This window comes from Pseudoduganella sp. HUAS MS19, assembly GCF_053615455.1.
In genome coordinates this window covers 3421109-3439135 of sequence record NZ_CM132133.1, presented here as the reverse complement: position 1 = coordinate 3439135, position 18027 = coordinate 3421109, and the positions used below count along the sequence as shown (strand labels likewise).

Annotated in this window: 10 protein-coding genes and 3 tRNA genes; 5 read left to right on the top strand and 8 right to left on the bottom strand. The window is 63.4% G+C overall.

All coding sequences use genetic code 11. From position 1 onward, the window contains the following. Position 1: 1 nt before the first annotated feature. Complete coding sequence (purL, locus tag ACWBU6_RS15675; protein WP_452644341.1) at positions 2-4045, bottom strand: phosphoribosylformylglycinamidine synthase; 4044 nt, start codon at positions 4043-4045, stop codon at positions 2-4. A 219-nt stretch (positions 4046-4264) separates the two neighbouring features. Here purL and ACWBU6_RS15670 point away from each other — a divergent pair, with 219 nt between their 5' ends. After that, positions 4265-5887: a tetratricopeptide repeat protein gene (locus ACWBU6_RS15670; protein WP_452644340.1), complete on the top strand. Its 1623-nt coding sequence runs from the start codon at positions 4265-4267 to the stop codon at positions 5885-5887. Continuing rightward, a complete protein-coding gene (locus tag ACWBU6_RS15665; RefSeq protein WP_452644339.1) occupies positions 5888-7525 on the top strand; it encodes a tetratricopeptide repeat protein in 1638 nt (545 codons plus the stop codon). Here ACWBU6_RS15665 and ACWBU6_RS15660 read toward each other — a convergent pair. Next, positions 7522-11139, bottom strand: a complete 3618-nt coding sequence (locus ACWBU6_RS15660) for a hydantoinase B/oxoprolinase family protein (protein ID WP_452644338.1) — start codon at positions 11137-11139, stop codon at positions 7522-7524. The genes ACWBU6_RS15665 and ACWBU6_RS15660 overlap by 4 nt on opposite strands. A 54-nt stretch (positions 11140-11193) precedes the next feature. Here ACWBU6_RS15660 and ACWBU6_RS15655 point away from each other — a divergent pair, with 54 nt between their 5' ends. Beyond that, complete coding sequence (locus tag ACWBU6_RS15655; RefSeq protein WP_452644337.1) at positions 11194-12720, top strand: NAD(P)H-hydrate dehydratase; 1527 nt, start codon at positions 11194-11196, stop codon at positions 12718-12720. Positions 12721-12724: 4 nt separating this feature from the next. Here the strand turns inward: ACWBU6_RS15655 and ACWBU6_RS15650 are convergent, their stop codons facing one another. After that, positions 12725-13423: an ABC transporter ATP-binding protein gene (locus tag ACWBU6_RS15650; protein WP_452644336.1), complete on the bottom strand. Its 699-nt coding sequence runs from the start codon at positions 13421-13423 to the stop codon at positions 12725-12727. Between the two features lie 4 nt (positions 13424-13427). Here ACWBU6_RS15650 and ACWBU6_RS15645 point away from each other — a divergent pair, with 4 nt between their 5' ends. Both ACWBU6_RS15645 and mnmH read left to right on the top strand, forming a co-directional pair. Then, positions 13428-14057, top strand: a complete 630-nt coding sequence (locus ACWBU6_RS15645; protein WP_452649573.1) for an arylesterase — start codon at positions 13428-13430, stop codon at positions 14055-14057. Further along, on the top strand, positions 14054-15109 hold the full coding sequence (gene mnmH / locus ACWBU6_RS15640) for a tRNA 2-selenouridine(34) synthase MnmH (RefSeq protein ID WP_452644335.1): 1056 nt from the start codon (positions 14054-14056) through the stop codon (positions 15107-15109). The genes ACWBU6_RS15645 and mnmH overlap by 4 nt, the downstream gene beginning before the upstream one ends. A 100-nt stretch (positions 15110-15209) precedes the next feature. Here the strand turns inward: mnmH and ACWBU6_RS15635 are convergent, their stop codons facing one another. The 5 genes from ACWBU6_RS15635 to ACWBU6_RS15615 all read right to left on the bottom strand — a co-directional run bounded on the left by ACWBU6_RS15635 (position 15210) and on the right by ACWBU6_RS15615 (position 17832). After that, positions 15210-17114: a SurA N-terminal domain-containing protein gene (locus ACWBU6_RS15635; protein ID WP_452644334.1), complete on the bottom strand. Its 1905-nt coding sequence runs from the start codon at positions 17112-17114 to the stop codon at positions 15210-15212. A 126-nt stretch (positions 17115-17240) separates the two neighbouring features. Continuing rightward, a tRNA-Asp gene (locus ACWBU6_RS15630) sits at positions 17241-17317 on the bottom strand. Between the two features lie 21 nt (positions 17318-17338). Then, positions 17339-17415: transfer RNA gene (locus ACWBU6_RS15625), tRNA-Asp, on the bottom strand. Positions 17416-17442: 27 nt separating this feature from the next. Beyond that, positions 17443-17518, bottom strand: a tRNA-Val gene (locus ACWBU6_RS15620). Between the two features lie 41 nt (positions 17519-17559). Beyond that, the gene (locus ACWBU6_RS15615; RefSeq protein ID WP_055927923.1) at positions 17560-17832 is read right to left on the bottom strand and encodes an HU family DNA-binding protein; all 273 of its coding nucleotides are present in this window, start codon (positions 17830-17832) and stop codon (positions 17560-17562) included. Between the last annotated feature and the right edge of the window lie 195 nt (positions 17833-18027).

The following is an 18027-nucleotide window of genomic DNA, read 5'->3' as shown; positions in this document are numbered from 1 at the left end:
CTTAAGCGATGAACTTGCGCGCGTTGCCCCACATACGCGCCCAAGGCGAATCCTCGCCCCAGCCGTCCGGGTGCCAGGAGTTCTGCACCGTGCGGGAAACGCGTTCCGGGTGCGGCATCATCACGGTGAAGCGGCCGTCAGGCGTGGTCACCGCGGTCAGGCCGCGTGGCGAACCGTTCGGGTTGTACGGGTAGGTTTCGGTGGCACTGCCCTTGTTATCGACGAAACGCAAGGCGCCGATCGCTTCATCGATATTGCCGGTCTGGCTGAAATCGGCGAAACCTTCTCCGTGCGCGATGGCAATCGGGGTCTGGGTACCGGCCATGCCTTGCAGGAAGATCGATGGCGAATCCAGCACTTCCACCATCGAGAAGCGTGCCTCGAATTTCTCCGACTTGTTGGTGGTGAACTTCGGCCATGCATGGGCGCCCGGAATCAGCGATTTCAGGTTCGACATCATCTGGCAACCGTTGCAGATGCCCAGGCCGAAGGTATCCTTGCGCTGGAAGAAGGCGGCGAACTGTTCAGCCATTTCGGGATTGAACAAGATGGACTTGGCCCAGCCTTCGCCGGCGCCCAGCACGTCGCCGTAGGAGAAGCCGCCGACCGCGATAATGCCCTGGAAATCGGCCAGCGCGACGCGGTGCGAGATCAGGTCGCTCATGTGCACGTCAACGGCGCTAAAGCCGGCGCGGTGCATTGCCCATGCCGTTTCGATATGGGAGTTGACGCCCTGCTCGCGCAGGATGGCAACGCGCGGACGCACGCCGGTCGCGAGGAACGGCGCTGCGACATTCTCCGCCATGTCGAAAGCGATTTTCGGCTGCATGCCTGGATCGGTCTCGTCCAGCAGACGCTCGTATTCGGCATCCGCAGTGGCTGGATTTTCGCGCACGCGGGAAATACGCCAGCTCGTTTCGCTCCACAGGCGGTGCAGCTCGGCACGCGGCTGCGAATAGATGATCTTGGCGTCGCGGGTGAACTCGATCACGCCACGGTCGTTCAGCTTGCCGATGATGTGACTGCAGGCACCCAGGTTGAAGCTGCGCAGCACATCCATGACGGCCGACTTCTCTTCGGCGCGCACCTGGATCACGGCGCCCAGTTCTTCGTTGAACAGCGCCGCCAGGGTCAGCTCATTGCGCCGCTCCGCCACCTGGCCGGCCCAGTTTTTGGCGTCGCCATGGTCCATGCTGCCTTCTTCGCCCAGGGTCAGCATGTCCAGGTTGACCGACAGGCCGGCGCGGCCGGCAAAGGCCATTTCCACCAGGGTTGCGTACAGGCCGCCATCGGAACGGTCGTGGTAAGCCAGCAGCTTGCCTTCCTTGTTCAGTTGCTGGATGGCGTGGAAGAAGGCTTTCAGGTCTTGCGGCGAATCGACGTCCGGCGCGGCATTGCCCAGCTGGCCCATGACTTGCGCCAGCGCCGAGGCGCCCATGCGGTTCTTGCCGCGGCCCAGGTCGATCACGATCAGGGCGGTTTCGCCCAGGTCGGTACGGATTTGCGGAGTCAGCGACTTGCGCACGTCATACACTGGCGAGAAGCCGGAAACGATCAGGGAAACCGGCGAAATCACCGCCTTGTCCGCCCCTTCGTCCTTCCAGGTCGTGCGCATCGACAGGGAATCCTTGCCGACCGGGATCGACAGGCCCAGCGCCGGGCACAGCTCCATGCCCACTGCCTTGACGGTGTCGAACAGGGCCGCATCCTGGCCTGGCTGGCCGCAGGCAGCCATCCAGTTGGCCGACAGCTTGATGTCGGAAATATCGTTGATCGGCGCGGCTGCCAGGTTGGTGACAGTCTCGCCCACCGCCATGCGGCCGGAAGCCGCTGCGTCGATCACGGCCAGCGGGGTGCGCTCGCCCATTGCCATCGCCTCGCCGACATAACCCTCGTAGCTCAGGGTGGTCACGGCGCAGTCGGCCACAGGAACCTGCCACGGGCCGACCATCTGGTCGCGCACGGACATGCCGCCCACGGTGCGGTCGCCAATGGTGATCAGGAAGCTCTTGTCGGCCACGGTTGGCAGCAGCAGCACGCGCTTGGCGGCCTCTTCCAGCTGGATGCCGGTCAGGTCGATGGCCGGCAGGTCGTGCTGCACATGCTTCACGTCGCGGTGCATCTTTGGCGGCTTGCCCAGCAGGACTTCCATCGGCATGTCGACCGGATTATTGCCCATCTCCTGGTCGATCACCTTCAGCTGGCGTTCCTCAGTTGCCACGCCGACCACGGCGAACGGGCAGCGCTCGCGCTCGCACAGCGCCTGGAACACGGCCAGGTCGCCCGGAGCGATGGCCAGGACATAGCGTTCCTGCGACTCGTTGGACCAGATTTCCTTCGGGGCCATGCCGGATTCTTCCAGCGGCACCTTGCGCAGGTCGAAGATCGCGCCGCGCTTGGCGTCATTGGTGATCTCGGGGAAGGCATTGGACAGGCCGCCTGCGCCCACGTCGTGGATCGAGATGATCGGGTTCTTGTCAGCCAGTTGCCAGCAGCCGTTGATGACCTCCTGGGCACGACGCTCCATTTCCGGATTGCCGCGCTGGACTGAATCGAAGTCCAGGTCGGCGGTGTTGGTGCCGGTCGCCATGGAAGAAGCAGCCGAACCGCCCATGCCGATGCGCATGCCGGGACCGCCCAGCTGGATCAGCAGGCTGCCCACCGGGATGTCGTTCTTGTGGGTATGCGCTGCGGAGATATTGCCGATGCCGCCGGCGATCATGATCGGCTTGTGGTAGCCCATCACCGTGTCTTTGCCGCCGGCGAACTGCTGGCCGATATTCTGTTCGTAGGTGCGGAAGTAGCCGCCCAGCACCGGGCGCCCGAATTCGTTCGAGAACGCGGCGCCGCCCAGCGGGCCTTCGATCATGATCTGCAGTGGCGAAGCGATGCGTTCCGGCTTGCCGTACACCTGGCTTTCGTCGCGCTTGCCGACCGGAGCGGTGACGTTGGCGGCGTTTTCCCAGGCCTGCACGGCGCCAGGGATCATCAGGTTGGAGACGGTGAAGCCGGTCAGGCCGGCTTTCGGCTTGGAGCCGCGGCCGGTCGCGCCTTCATCGCGGATTTCGCCGCCGGCGCCGGTGGAGGCGCCAGGGAACGGGGAAATAGCGGTTGGGTGGTTGTGGGTTTCCACCTTCATCAGGGTGTGCACCAGCTCGGTGGAAGGCGCATATTCATGGCCCTCGCGCGGGTAAAAGCGGGTAACTTGCGCGCCTTCGATGATCGAGGAGTTGTCCGAATAGGCAACGATGGTGCCGCGCGGGTTCTTCTCGTGCGTGTTCTTGATCATCTTGAACAGCGACTTGTCCTGCGCCACGCCGTCGATGGTCCAGTCGGCGTTGAAGATCTTGTGGCGGCAGTGCTCCGAGTTCGCCTGTGCGAACATCATCAGTTCAACGTCGGTCGGGTTGCGCCGGGCGTTGGTGAACGCTTCCAGCAGGTAGTCGATCTCGTCGTCCGACATCGCCAGGCCCAGGTCGGTATTGGCCTTTTCCAGCGCGTTGCGGCCGGCGCCCATCACGTCGATCGATTCCAGCGGCTTGGCTTCCAGGCTCGAGAACAGGCCGGCAGCCTGGTCCGGGTGGCGCAGCACCGATTCGGTCATGCGGTCGTGCAGCAGCGCCGCGACGGCTTGCGCCTGCTCGCTGTCCAGCTTTTTGGCAGCGCCCAGGCCGGTGCCCAGGATGCCGCCCTTCAGGTTGATGCGGTAGGCAACGCCGCGCTCCACCCGGTGGATATGCGCCATGCCGCAGTTGTGCACGATATCGGTGGCCTTGGAAGCCCAGGGCGAAATGGTGCCGAAACGGGGAATGACGACAAACTCTTCCACCACGCCTTCAGCATGCTCCGGCAAGGCCGGCTCGCCATAGGTCAGCAGGCCGTTCATGCGGTTCAGGTCGTCTTCGGTCAGGGGCGACGCGGAGTCGACAAAGTGGATAAAGCGGGCTTGGACCGACGTAATGGCCGGCAGGACTGCTTGGAGCTGGTTGAGGAGGCGTTGGCTACGGAAAGAGGACAGGGCGTTGGAACCCGGCAGAATCAACATAGTGGGGGCGTGAAGAATGCAGCGTAGCTGCGGTTTAAAGGAATACTGTGCACGAGCTGACTGGTCTTGCTGTATTTCGATTTGCCGACATTATACTTGTTTCAGGCATCACTTCCCACCCTTCCTTCATTGGCCCGAAAGCAACATTTGCCGGGTTTACGCCTGTTTTTTGGGCGGCCTTGGGGTATCCTCCCTCTATGACAGCCTTTTGCCTTCAAAATGCAAGAATATAGCGACCTGTCAGTCCTGGTGATCGACCCCAACCAGCATATGCGCAGCGGCCTGCACAATATGCTGGGCCAGCTGGGGATCACCCGCATCGAGCACGGCGTCAATGCAGGCACTGCCATCCGCCACCTCGAAAAGAAGGCGTTCGACCTGGTCCTGTGCGAGTACGACCTGGGCAACGAACAGGGTCAGGACGGGCAGCAACTGCTGGAAGACCTGCGCCACCACAAGCTGATTTCCCCCTCCACCATCTTCATCATGCTGACCACCGAAGGTGTGTACGGCAAGGTCGTGAGCGCAGCGGAACTGACGCCGACCGATTACATCCTCAAACCCTTTACCGTCGACGTGCTGGCCCAGCGCATTGCGCGGGCGGTGGACCGGCGCGGCGCCCTGCTCCCGGTGCACCAGATGATCGAGCGCGGCAGGCTGCGCGAAGCAATACTGGCCAGCGAGGTCGCGGCGGCGGCCAATCCGCGCTATGCCACCGAATGCGGCCGCCTGCGCGCCGAGGCGCACGCGGCCCTGGGCGAACTGGCGCAGGCCGAAGCAATTTACCGGGAAATCCTGGAAACGCGCCCGCTTGGCTGGGCCCAGCTTGGGCTGGCCCGCTGCCAGTGCCAGCAGGGCCTGTTGGCAGATACGCTGGACACCCTGCAGCGCCTCATCGACGACAACCCCAAGTACATGGCGGCCTACGACCTCATGGCACGCACCCAACAAGCCCTTGGACAGCATGCCGAGGCCCGGGCAGCGCTTGAAGCAGCCGTCTCGATCTCTCCGCACATGGTGCGGCGCCTGCGCCATCTGGGCCAGGTCGCGCTGGAAGGCGGCGACCTCGATGCCGCCGAAAAGACGTTCAGGCAGGTGGTCGCAAAGTCCAAATACTCGGAGTTCCGCGAGCCGGAGGACCATGTGAACCTGGTGCAGGCGCTGGTCCGGAAAGGCGACGCAGCAGGCGCCGCGAATGCCCTGCGCGAGCTCGATCGTTCGGCCCGCAGCGGGCCGGCCACCGATGCCTGCAAGGCATTCTCCGCCGCGCTGCTGCAAGGACTGAACGGCAATGCCGAGGCCGCCCGCACGGAGCTGGCCAATGCCGTGCGCGCAGCCGGCGAGGCAGGCACGCTATCGAGCGCGCTCTTACTGGACCTGGCCGGGAACTGCCTGAGCCACGGGATGGACGAACAAGGCATGCAGTTGCTCGATGCGCTGGCCGGCGATCCCGCCAGCGGCGTCAAGGAATCCGATACCGCCGCTGTCTACGAACGCGCAGGCAGGCCAGAACTGGCCCGGAACCAGGGCGACACTGTGGAGCGCTACCTCGACGGCCTGGTCAGGCAGGCGGCAGCGCGCAGCGGCCAGGGCGACCAGCGCGGCGCGATCGAGGTGCTCCAGGTGGCCGTCCGGCGGCGGCCGGAGAACGCCGGGCTGATCTCCGCCCTCGCCTCCGCCATGCTGCGCCTGATGGGCGACAGCGGCTGGGAAACGGCGCTCGGCGAACAATGTGCGGCATTGCTGATACGGATGCGCAAGGCAGATCCCCATCATCCGATGCTGGCTGCGTTATCATCACAATATGTCACCCTGCGGGGCAAACAACAAGAGATGAAGTGAATGCAATCGTATAGCGACCTGTCGGTGCTGATCATCGACCCCAACCCGGCGATGCGCGGCAACCTGCACAATATGCTGAACCAGGCATCGATCACGCGGATCGAGTACGCCGTCAGCTCGGGCACGGCGATCCGCCAGCTGACCAATAAGCGTTTTGACGTCATCCTGTGCGAGTACGACCTTGGCAGCGGCAATGAGGACAGCGGCCAGGACGGCCAGCAATTGCTGGAAGACCTGCGCCACCACAAGCTGATCGACCGCTCGACCATCTTCATCATGCTGACCTCGGAAGCGGTGCAGTCCAAGGTGATTGGCGCGGCCGAACTGACGCCGACCGATTACGTGTTGAAGCCCTTCACGGTCGATGGCCTGATGCAGCGCATCGGCCGCGCCGTCGACCGGCGCGCTGCATTCATGCCGGTCTACCAGCTCATCGCACAGGGCAAGCAGCGCGAAGCCATCGACGCCTGCCAGGAAGCCGAAAGCGCCAATCCGCGCTACGCGACCGAGTTTGCGCGCTTGCGCGCCGAGCTTCTGTACGAAGCCGGCGAGCTCGCTCAGGCGGAGCTGGTCTACCAGGCGATCCTGATCACCCGCCCCACTGGTTGGGCGCAACTTGGCCTGGCGCGCTGCCAGTTCGGCCTGGAACGCTATGCCGATGCGATGGGTTCGCTCGAACGCCTGCTCGAGGCCAATCCGAACATGATGGCGGCCTATGACCTGCTGGCGCGCTCTTACGAGGCCATGGGCCAGTCGCAGCAGGCGAAGAAGATCCTGGAAGATGCAGTGGCGATGTCGCCCAATATGGTGCGGCGCCTGCGCCACCTTGGCGAGGTTGCTTACGGCACGGGCGATATCTCGGCCGCCGAGAAGGCTTTCCGCCAGGTCGTGACCAAGGCACGCTATTCGGAATTCCGCGATCCCGAAGACCATGTGAACCTGGTGCGCGCCCTGGTGCGCAAGGGAGACGTCAACCAGGCCTCCGGCGTGATCCGCGACATGGAACGGACCCTGCGCGCCAGCGCCAACACGGAAGTGTGCAAGCATATTTCTTCGGCCCTGCTGCTGGACGTGACCGGCCACGCTACCGAGGCCGCATCCGAGTTGTCGAATGCCGTGACGGCAGTGGGCATGGCGCGCGGCCTGTCGAACCGCCTGCGCATCGGCCTGGTCGACTCGTGCCTGAAGCACCGCCTGGACAAGGATGCGGCCGATGTCGTCATGCATATGATGAACGACAACGAAAAACCGATCACCATGGAGGAAGCGGTCAGCGTCTTCGAAAAGGCTGGCCGCCACGACCTGGCGCGGGGCGTTGGCGAGAAGATCGACAACGTCATGCAGGAACTGGTTACCGAAGCCGAATCCATGGCGCGCCAGGGCGACCACCGCGCTGCGGTGGCCACCTTGCACCAGGCCCTGCGCCGTACGCCCGGCAACCTCAAAGTGCTGTATGCGGCCGTGCAAGCCATCCTGCGCCAGCTGGACGAACTGGGCTGGGAGGCACCGCTGGGCGACCAGGCGGGCGCCCTGATCGACCGTATCCGCCGCCTCGATGCCGGCAGCCCTGCGCTGGAAGCCCTGCTCATGCAGTATTCAGGCACCCAGCGCAAGTACGGTATTTCGACGACCGCCTAGGCGTCCGGCGCGCCGGGGCTCCCAAAGCCTCCGCCGCCCGGCGTTTCAATCACAAAGATATCGCCTGGCTGCATATCGGTCTTGCCGATATGGCCCAGTTGTTCGGTGCTGCCGTCGGCACGGAGCACTGTATTGCGTCCCAATGCCCCTGGCTCGCCGCCTGCCATGCCGAACGGCGCGTGGATGCGGTTGTTCGAGAGGATGGCTGCCGTCATCGGCTCCAGGAAGCGTACCTTGCGCACGCCGCCATTGCCGCCATGCCAGTGTCCAGCACCGCCAGAGCCGTGGCGGATTTCGTAGCTCTCCAGCCTCACGGGGAAGCGGAACTCGAGGATTTCCGGGTCCGTCAGGCGCGAGTTCGTCATATTGGTCTGCACCACGTCGGTCCCGTCAAAGCCATCCCCCGCGCCGGAGCCGCCGCTGATGGTTTCGTAGTACTGGTATTTTGCGTTACCGAAGGTGAAATTGTTCATCGTCCCCTGCGAGGCGCCCTGCACACCGAGTGCACCATACAAGGCGTTGGTGATACAGGTGGACGTTTCCACGTTGCCCGACACTACCGAGGCGGGGTAATGCGGGTTCAGCATCGAACCCGGCGGAATGATCACGTGAAGGGGCTTCAGGCAGCCTGCATTGAGCGGGATGTCGTCATTGACCAGGGTGCGGAACACATACAACACGGCGGCCATGCATACCGCGGACGGCGCATTGAAGTTGTTGTCCAATTGGCCGGAAGTGCCGCTGAAGTCGATCTCGGCGCTGCGTTCGGCGGCATTGACGCGGACGGCGACATTGATCACGGCGCCGTTATCGAGTTTCAGCTCATAGCTGCCGTTGCGCAGGGCGCTGATGACGCGCCGCACCGCCTCTTCGGCGTTGTCCTGCACGTGGCCCATATAGGCCCGCACCACGTCGAGGCCGAAGTGCGCGACCATTTTGCGCAGCTCTTCAACCCCTTTCTGGTTGGCTGCGACCTGGGCGCGGAAATCGGCCATGTTCTGGTCAGGATTGCGCGCCGGGTAACGTGCGCCGGCCAGCAAGGCACGCGCCTCGGCATCGCGCAACTCGCCGCCGGAGGCGCCATCGACCAGCTTGAAGTTGTTGATCAGGACTCCCTCTTCCTCGATATTGCGCGAGTCCGGCGGCATCGAGCCCGGCGTGCTGCCGCCAATATCGGCATGGTGGCCGCGCGAACCGACGTAGAACAGGATCTCGCCGCCCGCCTCGTCGAAGACTGGCGTGATGACGGTGACGTCCGGCAGGTGGGTGCCGCCGTTATACGGGTCGTTCAGCATGTAGACGTCGCCCGGATGCATCTGCCCGGCATTCTCGCGCATCACGGTCTTGATGCTTTCGCCCATCGAGCCCAGGTGCACCGGCATGTGCGGGGCATTCGCGATCAGGTTGCCCTCGGCATCGAAGATGGCGCAACTGAAGTCCAGGCGCTCCTTGATATTGACCGAGTAGGCAGTGTTCTGCAGGCGCAGGCCCATTTGCTCAGCGATCGACATGAACAGGTTGTTGAAGATCTCCAGCATGACCGGATCGGCAGTAGTGCCGATGGCGCGGCGTACCGGCAGCGCTTCGACACGGGTCAGCACGAGGTGGTCCTGCGGGGTGACTTCGGCTTGCCAGCCGGGTTCCACGATGGTGGTGGCGTTGGCCTCGGCGATGATGGCCGGACCCTTGATGATGTCGCCGATACGGGTAGCATCGCGCTTGAACAGCCCGGTGTCGTGCCATTGGCCGGCGCTGTACATGCGCACCGTTTGTGATGGCGCCAGTGCCGCGTGGCGCGGCGCCTGCTGTGGCGCAGCCTCCGGCGGAGCGTCGGATTTGCCGATGGCTTCCACCGATACCGCTTCCACGATCAGCGCCTTGCCTGGCATCAGGAAAGAAAAGCGCTTGCGGTACGCGGCTTCGAACTGGGACTTCATGCTGTCGATGGTGTCGAACAGGATGATCAGGGCGGAATCCGTGCCTTCGTAGCGCAGGTGGACGCGCCGCACAACGCTGATACGCTCGTCGGCTACTGCCTGTGCGTGAAGATCCGCCGCCGCTTCGGCGCCAAGCGCCTCCAGCCGCGCCTCCAGCGCCGGCAGCGCTTCGGGCGCCAGGCGCAGTTCGACCGCGCTTTCGCGCATTGACGTCTGGTCGGCCAGGCCCATGCCGTAGGCCGACAGCACGCCGGCCAGCGAGTGGATGAAGACAGTCTTCATCCCCAAGGCATCCGCCACCAGGCAGGCGTGCTGGCCGCCGGCGCCGCCAAAGCTGGTCAGGGCGTACTCGGTCACATCGTGGCCGCGCTGCACGGAGATCTGTTTGATCGCATTGGCCATATTGCCCACGGCGATTTCGATGAAGCCCTCCGCCACCTGTTCCGGCGAGGACGGCGCGCCGGTTGCCGCCTGGATGTCGGCAGCCATCGCGCTGAACTTCTCGCGCACCGTCACCGCATCGAGCGCTTGCATGCCATCGCTGCCGAACAGTTTCGGGAAGAACGCCGGCTGGATCTTGCCAAGCATCACGTTGCAATCGGTCACCGCCAGCGGCCCGCCGCGGCGATAGCTGGCCGGGCCCGGATCGGCGCCGGCACTGTCGGGACCGACGCGGAAGCGGCTGCCGTCAAAATGCAGGATCGAGCCGCCGCCGGCAGCAACCGTGTGAATGCTCATCATCGGCGCGCGCATGCGCACGCCGGCAACCTGGGTCTCGAACACGCGCTCGAACTCGCCGGAGAAATGGGATACGTCGGTCGATGTGCCGCCCATGTCAAAGCCGATGATCTTTTCGAAGCCGGCCGCGCGGCTGGCGCGCACCATGCCGACAATGCCGCCTGCCGGGCCGCTCAGGATCGAATCCTTGCCCTGGAAGGTGCGCGCGTCCGTCAGGCCGCCGCTCGATTGCATGAACTGCAGGTTCACACCCGGCAGTTCCACCGCAACCTGGTCGACGTAGCGGCGCAGGATCGGCGACAGATAGGCATCGACCACGGTCGTGTCGCCGCGTGCCACCAGCTTCATCATCGGGCTGGCCAGGTGCGACACCGACACCTGGGTATAGCCGATCTCGCGCGCAAGCGCCGCCAGCGTCGCCTCGTGCTCGGTGTAGCGATAGCCATGCATCAGGACGATGGCCACCGAGCGCAAGCCCTTGTCGTAATGGGCCTGCAGGCCGGCGCGCGCCGCCACCGCGTCCAGCGCCTGTACCACCTCGCCGTGCGCGCCCATCCGTTCGTCGACCTCCACCACGTGCTGGTAGAGCAGTTCTGGCAAAACGATATGGCGGTCGAACAGCCGTGGACGGTTCTGGTAGGCGATGCGCAGCGCGTCGCGAAAGCCGCGCGTGATCGCCAGCACGGTTGGCTCGCCTTTGCGCTCCAGCAGCGCGTTGGTGGCCACCGTGGTGCCCATTTTCACAGCATCGAGCTGCCCGACCGGAATCGGACCGCCGGCAGCTACGCCCAGCAGATGACGGATACCGGCAATGGCAGCGTCGCGGTAATGTTCGGGACTTTCCGACAGCAGCTTGTGCGTCGTCAGGCTGCCGTCGGGCCGGCGCGCCACAATATCGGTGAAAGTGCCGCCCCGGTCGATCCAGAATTGCCAATCCATCGCGCTGCCTCGCTCTAAACGTGAAGCAGTAATTGTAGTGCTAGAATGCCCCGCATGACGCCCCTCTTTACGATTGCTGAGATTCGCGCGATCGAGCACGCTGCGGCCGAGCGATTGCCCGCCGGTGCGCTCATGCAGCGCGCCGGCCAGGCCGGCGCCAATGAAGCGCTCGACCTGCTGCCACTCACCATCGGCCGCGCACGTGTGCTGGTGCTGGCCGGTCCCGGCAACAACGGGGGCGACGCGCTGGAAGCCGCAGCGCACCTCGGCCACGCCGGCGCGCAGGTCACCATCCTGCATTTCCCGCCCGCCGGCACGCCGGCAACAGAACGTCTCGATGCGCTCCAGCGGGCGCGCAGCTCGCCCGCCCGCTTTGCCGCGCTCAATGGCCCGGCTGACGCACGCGCCGTTGCCGCCGGCACCGACTGGACGCTTGTTGTCGACGGTTTGTTCGGCATCGGCCTGGCGCGGCCAATCACCGGTGACTTTGCCGAGCTGGTGGCAGCGGTCAATGCCTTGGCCTGCCCGATCCTGGCGCTTGACGTGCCCAGCGGCCTTGACGCCGACACCGGCGCCATCGTCGGCGCCGAAGCGCAGGGCACCGCGGTGCGCGCCACGCACACGGTCACTTTCATCGCCGACAAACCTGGCTTGCATACGGCAGAAGGGCGTGACCACGCCGGCGTTGTCATCGTCAGCAGCCTGGAGATCGACCGCGATTTATTTGCCACGGCCCACGCGAAGCTCAATGACGTAGCGCTGTTCGCCCACTGCGCACGCCGGCGCCGCCACAGCTCGCACAAGGGCAGTAATGGCAGTGTAGCTGTCGTGGGCGGCGCGCGCGGCATGGCCGGCGCGCCAATCCTGGCCGCCCGTACGGCATTGGCCAGCGGCGCCGGCCGCGTTTATGCGTGCTTTGTTGGCGAGCCGCCGCCATTTGACGCCTCCCAGCCCGAGTTGATGTGCCGCAGCGCGCAGGAATATGACTTCAATAGCGCGGTTCTGGTGATCGGCCCCGGCATGGGAGCGTCCGCGGCGAGCGCCGAGATGCTGGCCAGTGCCCTGCACAGCCAAAGCCCGGTAGTGCTTGACGCCGATGCACTTAACCTCCTGGCGGGCTCCGAGGCATTGCGTTCCCAGCTGGCGCAGCGCAAGGCGCCTTGCATCCTGACGCCACACCCGCTGGAGGCGGCGCGCCTGCTGGGAGGAACGGCCGCCGAGGTCCAGACCGACCGTCTTGGCGCGGCGCGCGCGCTGGCCGAACGGCTGGCAGCAACGGTCGTGCTGAAGGGATCGGGAACGGCGATTGCCGCGCGCGACGGTGAAATCGTACTCAACACCACCGGCAACCCGGCCCTTGCCACCGCCGGAACCGGCGACGTGCTGTCGGGTCTGTGCGGCAGCCTGCTGGCCCAGGGCTGGCCCGAGTGGGAGGCGGCGCTGGCCGGCGTCTGGCTGCACGGCATGGCAGCCGATGTGCTGGTGACTGAGGGCGCGGGGCCGATCGGCCTGACCGCCAGCGAACTGATTCCCGCCATCCGCACGGCCGTCAATCGCCTGGCCGCCCATCACGGCCGCTGAGGAATCAGGCGATCCGACCCGCTGCAATGGTGATCACGCGTCCGCAGCGCGCCGCGATATGGGGGTCGTGCGTGACCAGCACCAGGGTCGACCCGTGTTCGCGGTTCAGTTCAAACATCAACTGGATGACCGATTCGCCGGTCGCTGCATCCAGGCTGCCGGTCGGCTCGTCGGCCAGCAGCAAGGGCGGCTGCGTGACGAAGGCGCGCGCCAGGGCGACCCGCTGCTGCTCGCCGCCGGACAGGAACTTCGGGTAATGCTTCAAGCGGCTGGAAAGCCCGACGCGCCCCAGCATGGCTTCGGCCTTTTCCCGCGCAGCGCCATCGCCCGCCAGCTCCAGCGGCAGCATCACGTTTTCGACTGCCGTCAAATGCGGCAGCAGCTGGAAGGACTGGAACACGAAGCCCAGCTTTTCCTTGCGCAAGGCGGCACGGCCATCCTCGTCCAGCGCGAAAATGTCGACGCCATCGAGCACTACTTTGCCTTCGCTCGGCGTATCCAGTCCTGCCAGCAGGCCAAGCAAAGTCGATTTGCCGGAGCCGCTGGCCCCCACAATGGCAAGCGTTTCCGCCTTTTGCACTGTAAAATCCACCCCATGCAGGATGGTCAGCTCGCCACTGGCGTCGGCCACCCGCTTGCCCAGGCCCGATACGGTAATAGCCGCCTTGGCCAATTGGCTGGAGCTTTGAGGAATATCTCGCATGATCATGTTCAAAAATATAGTCCGCTGCTTCGCGGTGCTGTTCCTGATGTTCAGCGCCGCCACAAACGCCTATTCTGCATCAAAAACCGTCCTGGTGGTGGGCGACAGCCTCTCGGCCGAGTACGGCATTTCGCGCGGTGCCGGCTGGGTCGCCCTGCTCGACCAGAAGTTAAAGGACCAGAAACTGCCGGCTACCGTGGTCAACGCCAGCGTCAGCGGCGAAACCACCAGCGGCGGCCGCACCCGCCTGCCTGCCCTGCTGAGCAAACACAAGCCTAGTATCGTGATCATCGAACTGGGTGCCAACGATGGCTTGCGCGGCCTGCCGGTCAGCGCCGCCGAATCCAACCTGCGCGCCATGGTCGGCGAATCGCGCAAGGCCGGCGCCCAGGTGCTGCTGGTCGGCATCCGCATCCCGCCCAATTATGGCCGCGACTATGCCGACAAGTTTTTCGCCATGTATGGCAGCTTGAGCAAGGACCTGAAGACGCCGCTGGCGCCCTTCATGCTCGACGGCGTCGTGCAGAAGCCCGAGCTGTTCCAGCCGGACCGCATGCATCCGCTGGCGGCGGCCCACCCTATCATCCTGGGCAATATCTGGCCCCATCTCCAGCCAATACTGAAAGCAAAATGAAGTATCCGGAAATCCTGCCTATCGAAGACGTCCTGGCCCGCCTCGACGATTTCGACACCATCATCGATGCGCGCAGTCCGTCCGAGTACGCGCTCGACCACCTGCCAAATGCCATCAACTGCCCGGTGCTCGACGACCAGCAACGCATTACCGTCGGCACCATGTACAAGCAAGTCGGCTCTTTCGAAGCCAAGAAAGTCGGTGCGGCGATGGTGTCGAAGAATATCGGATACCACATCGAAACGCTGTGGCTGGACAAGCCGCGCGGCTGGAAGCCCCTGATCTACTGCTGGCGCGGCGGCAACCGCAGCGGCTCCATGGCGACCGTGCTGGCCAAGATCGGCTGGCCGGTGGTACAACTCGATGGCGGCTATAAGGCCTTCCGCACCGCCATCAACACCCGGCTTGAACAGACCCCGGAACTCGATTTCCGCGTGATCTGCGGCACCACGGGCAGCGGCAAGACCCGCCTGCTCGATACGCTGGAAGCAATCGGCGCCCAGGTGCTGGATCTGGAGCAGCTGGCAGCGCACCGCGGCTCGGTACTGGGCAACATTCCCTGCCAGCCGCAGCCATCGCAGAAGGCGTTCGAGACCTCGATCTGGGACCGCCTGCGCCGCTACGATCCGAGCCTGCCGGTGTTTGTTGAAGCCGAAAGCCGCAAGGTCGGCAGCCTGCGCGTACCAGGCGCGCTGATGGAGCGCATGCGTGCTTCGCCTTGCATTTCCTTGCAGGTGTCGCGCGAAGATCGGGTCAAACTGCTGATCGAGGACTACCAGCACTTCGCCTGCAACGCCCCTGCCCTCAATGCCCAGCTTGAATTCCTGGTGCAGTTGCACGGACGCGAGCGCATCGAGCGCTGGCAGTCGATGGCAAATGCCGGAGAAATGCCGGCACTTGTGGACGAGCTGCTGGTCGACCACTACGACCCTGCCTATCTCAAGTCGATTCACCGTAATTTCGTGCAGTTCGGCCAGGCGATTGAAGTAGCGCTGCCCGATATCACCCCCGACTCCTTTGTTGCCGCAGCGCGCAGGCTGCATGGCGCATAGAAAACCCCGGCGCGCAGCACCAGCCGCAAGCACTTCCCGCACATAAGAAAAAAGCCGGGGTCCGCTTATGCGGATCCCGGCTCCTTGAGGGTTTAAACCGTTATTCGGCCTGCTTCTTGATCGTTTCGACCGGGCGCACGATCTTGACCTTGGCTTTTTGCTTCAACACGTCGATGTAACCAGTCATCTCTTGCTGCGACACGATCTGGTTGATGCGCTGGCCTTCCTGCTCGCGACGCGCAGCGTCCTGCTCTGCCGGCTGGCCCACCTTGCTGATGCGGTATACGCCGTAACCCTGGCCCGGGATCTCCACCCCGACGTAGGCCGGCAGCTTGGAGACGTCAGCTTTCATCACCTCGGCAATTGCCGCAGGGTTGATCCCGTCGGTCTTGGCGCGCGAGATGGTTTTCACTTCGCCAAAACCGGCGGCGTCGCCGGACTTCCTGGCGGCGGCCAGCTTCTCTTCGCCGGCTTTCTTCGCGGCTTTCACTGCTTCTTCCAGCGTTACCTGCTGCTTGATGGCCGCTTCAACTTCAGCCAACGGCTTCTTGGAGGCTGGCTTGAAATCCACGATGCGGCCGGCAATCAGGGTTTGCGGCGCGACTTCGACCGCTTCGGTATTGCGCTTGTTCTTCAGCGAATCGTCCGAGAACAGGGCAGCCAGGAACTTGGCGTTGTTGAACGGAGCAGCACCCAGGACCGGATTTGGCTGGCGGGAAATGCCTTCCATGGTTTCGATCTTCAGCTTGAGTTTGTCGGCGGCCGGTTTCAGGCTCTCGAACTGGGAGTACACGGTGTCGGAGAACTGCTCCGACAGATCGGAGTACAGCTTGGCGCCCTTCTGCTTCTTGATTTCAGCAGCGATCTCGCCCTTCACCTCTTCCAGCGGTTTTACCTGGGCTGGCTTCAGTTCGGTCACGGTAACGATGTGATAGCCGAAATCGGATTCGACCAGGCCACTGATCTCACCCTGCTTCAGTTTGGCGGCTGCAGCTTCTACAGGATTAGGGTTGGAAACGTTTGCGAGCACACCCATATCGCCGCCCTGGGCCGCGGAACCGGCGTCGTCGGACTTGTCTGCTGCGATCTTGGCGAAGTCGGCGGGGTTCTTGCGAACTTCGGCCAGCACGGCTTCCGCTTTGGTCTTGGCCGCGGCCTTATTGCCTTCGGCAGCGATCAGGATCTGCGAGGCGCGACGTGCTTCTTCCGTGCCGAATCGCTTTTCGTTCGATTTGTAGTAGCCGGCGATCTCTTCGTCAGTCACGCTCACTTGTGCGGCCACGGCTTCTGCATTGAGGACTACGTATTCGATCTTGGCCGATTCCGGAATCTCGAACAGCTTGGCGTTCTTGTCGTAGAAGGCCTTCACCATTTCATCGGTGACCTTTACGTTCGGCAGGAACTGCGACATTGGCAGTGCCAGTTCCTGCACTTCGCGCTCTTGCGAACCGAAATCGGAAATCGCCTTGGAGACAGTGCGCGGAACAAAGCCGCTCAATTCGACCCCGGCTGCAACCTGTTCGAGCACCATGTCATTGCGCATCTGGCTCTGGTGCGAGTTGACGCTCTGGCCCATCGAATCCAGGATACGGCGATATCCCTCCGTGTCGAAGCTGCCGTCTTCCTTCTTCAGGCCGGGAATCGCCCACAGTTGCTGGCGGATCTTGTCGTCGCTCACAGTCAGGTTGGCGCGGCGGATTTCCGCATTGATGGCACGCTGTGCGATCAGCTGGTCCAGGATGTTCTGCTTGAACTGAGGGGTATCGAACAGCTTCTGGTCAAAGTTCTTGCCCATTTGCTGGCGCATCTGGTCCAGCTGGCGGCGCTGCGCGTCTTCCCATTCTTGCTGGGTAAGCGGGTAGCCGGCCACTTTGGCAATCGTGTTCACGTCTTCGCCGAACAGCGTAATGCCGCTGACGCCGCCGACCAGCACAAACGAAGGCACAATCAGGAGCGCCAGGATAATCTGCATCAGCTTTTGATGCGTGCGTACAAAATCAAACATGTCAGCTATTTTTTTCCGTATAGAGGAGGCGTGAAAACTGCTCGCGCGATTTTACAGGGCAGTTGCTCCAATAGCAAATGAAAAAGCCCCACTGTCTTGGGGACATGTGGGGCTTTCTCGGGATTCTGGCGGAGCGGACGGGGCTCGAACCCGCGACCCCCGGCGTGACAGGCCGGTATTCTAACCAACTGAACTACCGCTCCAGGTAGTGTGTGTGCGTTTGCTGGCGGAGCGGACGGGGCTCGAACCCGCGACCCCCGGCGTGACAGGCCGGTATTCTAACCAACTGAACTACCGCTCCAGCATTCACAACACTTCTATTTAAGCTTGGTGGGCGTTGAGAGGGTCGAACTCCCGACCTAATCCTTGTAAGGGATCCGCTCTACCAACTGAGCTAAACGCCCGCTTAAACTGCCCGGTAAGCATCACTGCTTACCGAAGGCCATTATTGTACAGCGTCTTTCAAAGCTTTACCAGCTTTAAATTTAGGAACTTTTGCTGCGTCGATTTTGATCTCTTCCTTGGTGCGCGGATTGCGGCCGGTACGGGCTGCGCGCTCGCTCACGGAGAAGGTGCCAAAGCCGACCAGGGTGACGCTGTCGTTCTTGGCCAGGGTGGTGGTTACGCCATCGATCACTGCGTCCAGGGCGCGCGCAGCAGCCGCCTTGGAGATGTCAGCGGAAGTCGCGATGTGGTCGATCAGTTCGGTCTTGTTCATTACAGTCCCCGTCACAAAGGTTTATATCGTTTATACCGTTTTTTATGCCGCGTTGTGGTGCGTATAAAAATCTCAGGGCCGTATTAAACAGGCCGGGGTTGCACTGTGTCAAGGGCAAAACAAGTTATAAAACAAAAAGGGCGCCGATTCTGGCGCCCTTTTCCGTATAAAAACCGGTACTTCGGTGTCAGACCC

What these genes read in the sequence shown, in the direction of transcription:
- ACWBU6_RS15660 (WP_452644338.1), bottom strand. Translation starts at nt 11,139, where the DNA reads ATGGATTGGCAATTCTGGATCGACCGGGGCGGCACTTTCACCGATATT.
- mnmH (WP_452644335.1), top strand. Translation starts at nt 14,054, where the DNA reads ATGAAGTATCCGGAAATCCTGCCTATCGAAGACGTCCTGGCCCGCCTC.
- ACWBU6_RS15665 (WP_452644339.1), top strand. Translation starts at nt 5,888, where the DNA reads ATGCAATCGTATAGCGACCTGTCGGTGCTGATCATCGACCCCAACCCG.
- ACWBU6_RS15645 (WP_452649573.1), top strand. Translation starts at nt 13,428, where the DNA reads ATGTTCAAAAATATAGTCCGCTGCTTCGCGGTGCTGTTCCTGATGTTC.
- ACWBU6_RS15655 (WP_452644337.1), top strand. Translation starts at nt 11,194, where the DNA reads ATGACGCCCCTCTTTACGATTGCTGAGATTCGCGCGATCGAGCACGCT.
- ACWBU6_RS15670 (WP_452644340.1), top strand. Translation starts at nt 4,265, where the DNA reads ATGCAAGAATATAGCGACCTGTCAGTCCTGGTGATCGACCCCAACCAG.
- ACWBU6_RS15635 (WP_452644334.1), bottom strand. Translation starts at nt 17,114, where the DNA reads ATGTTTGATTTTGTACGCACGCATCAAAAGCTGATGCAGATTATCCTG.
- ACWBU6_RS15615 (WP_055927923.1), bottom strand. Translation starts at nt 17,832, where the DNA reads ATGAACAAGACCGAACTGATCGACCACATCGCGACTTCCGCTGACATC.
- ACWBU6_RS15650 (WP_452644336.1), bottom strand. Translation starts at nt 13,423, where the DNA reads ATGCGAGATATTCCTCAAAGCTCCAGCCAATTGGCCAAGGCGGCTATT.
- purL (WP_452644341.1), bottom strand. Translation starts at nt 4,045, where the DNA reads ATGTTGATTCTGCCGGGTTCCAACGCCCTGTCCTCTTTCCGTAGCCAA.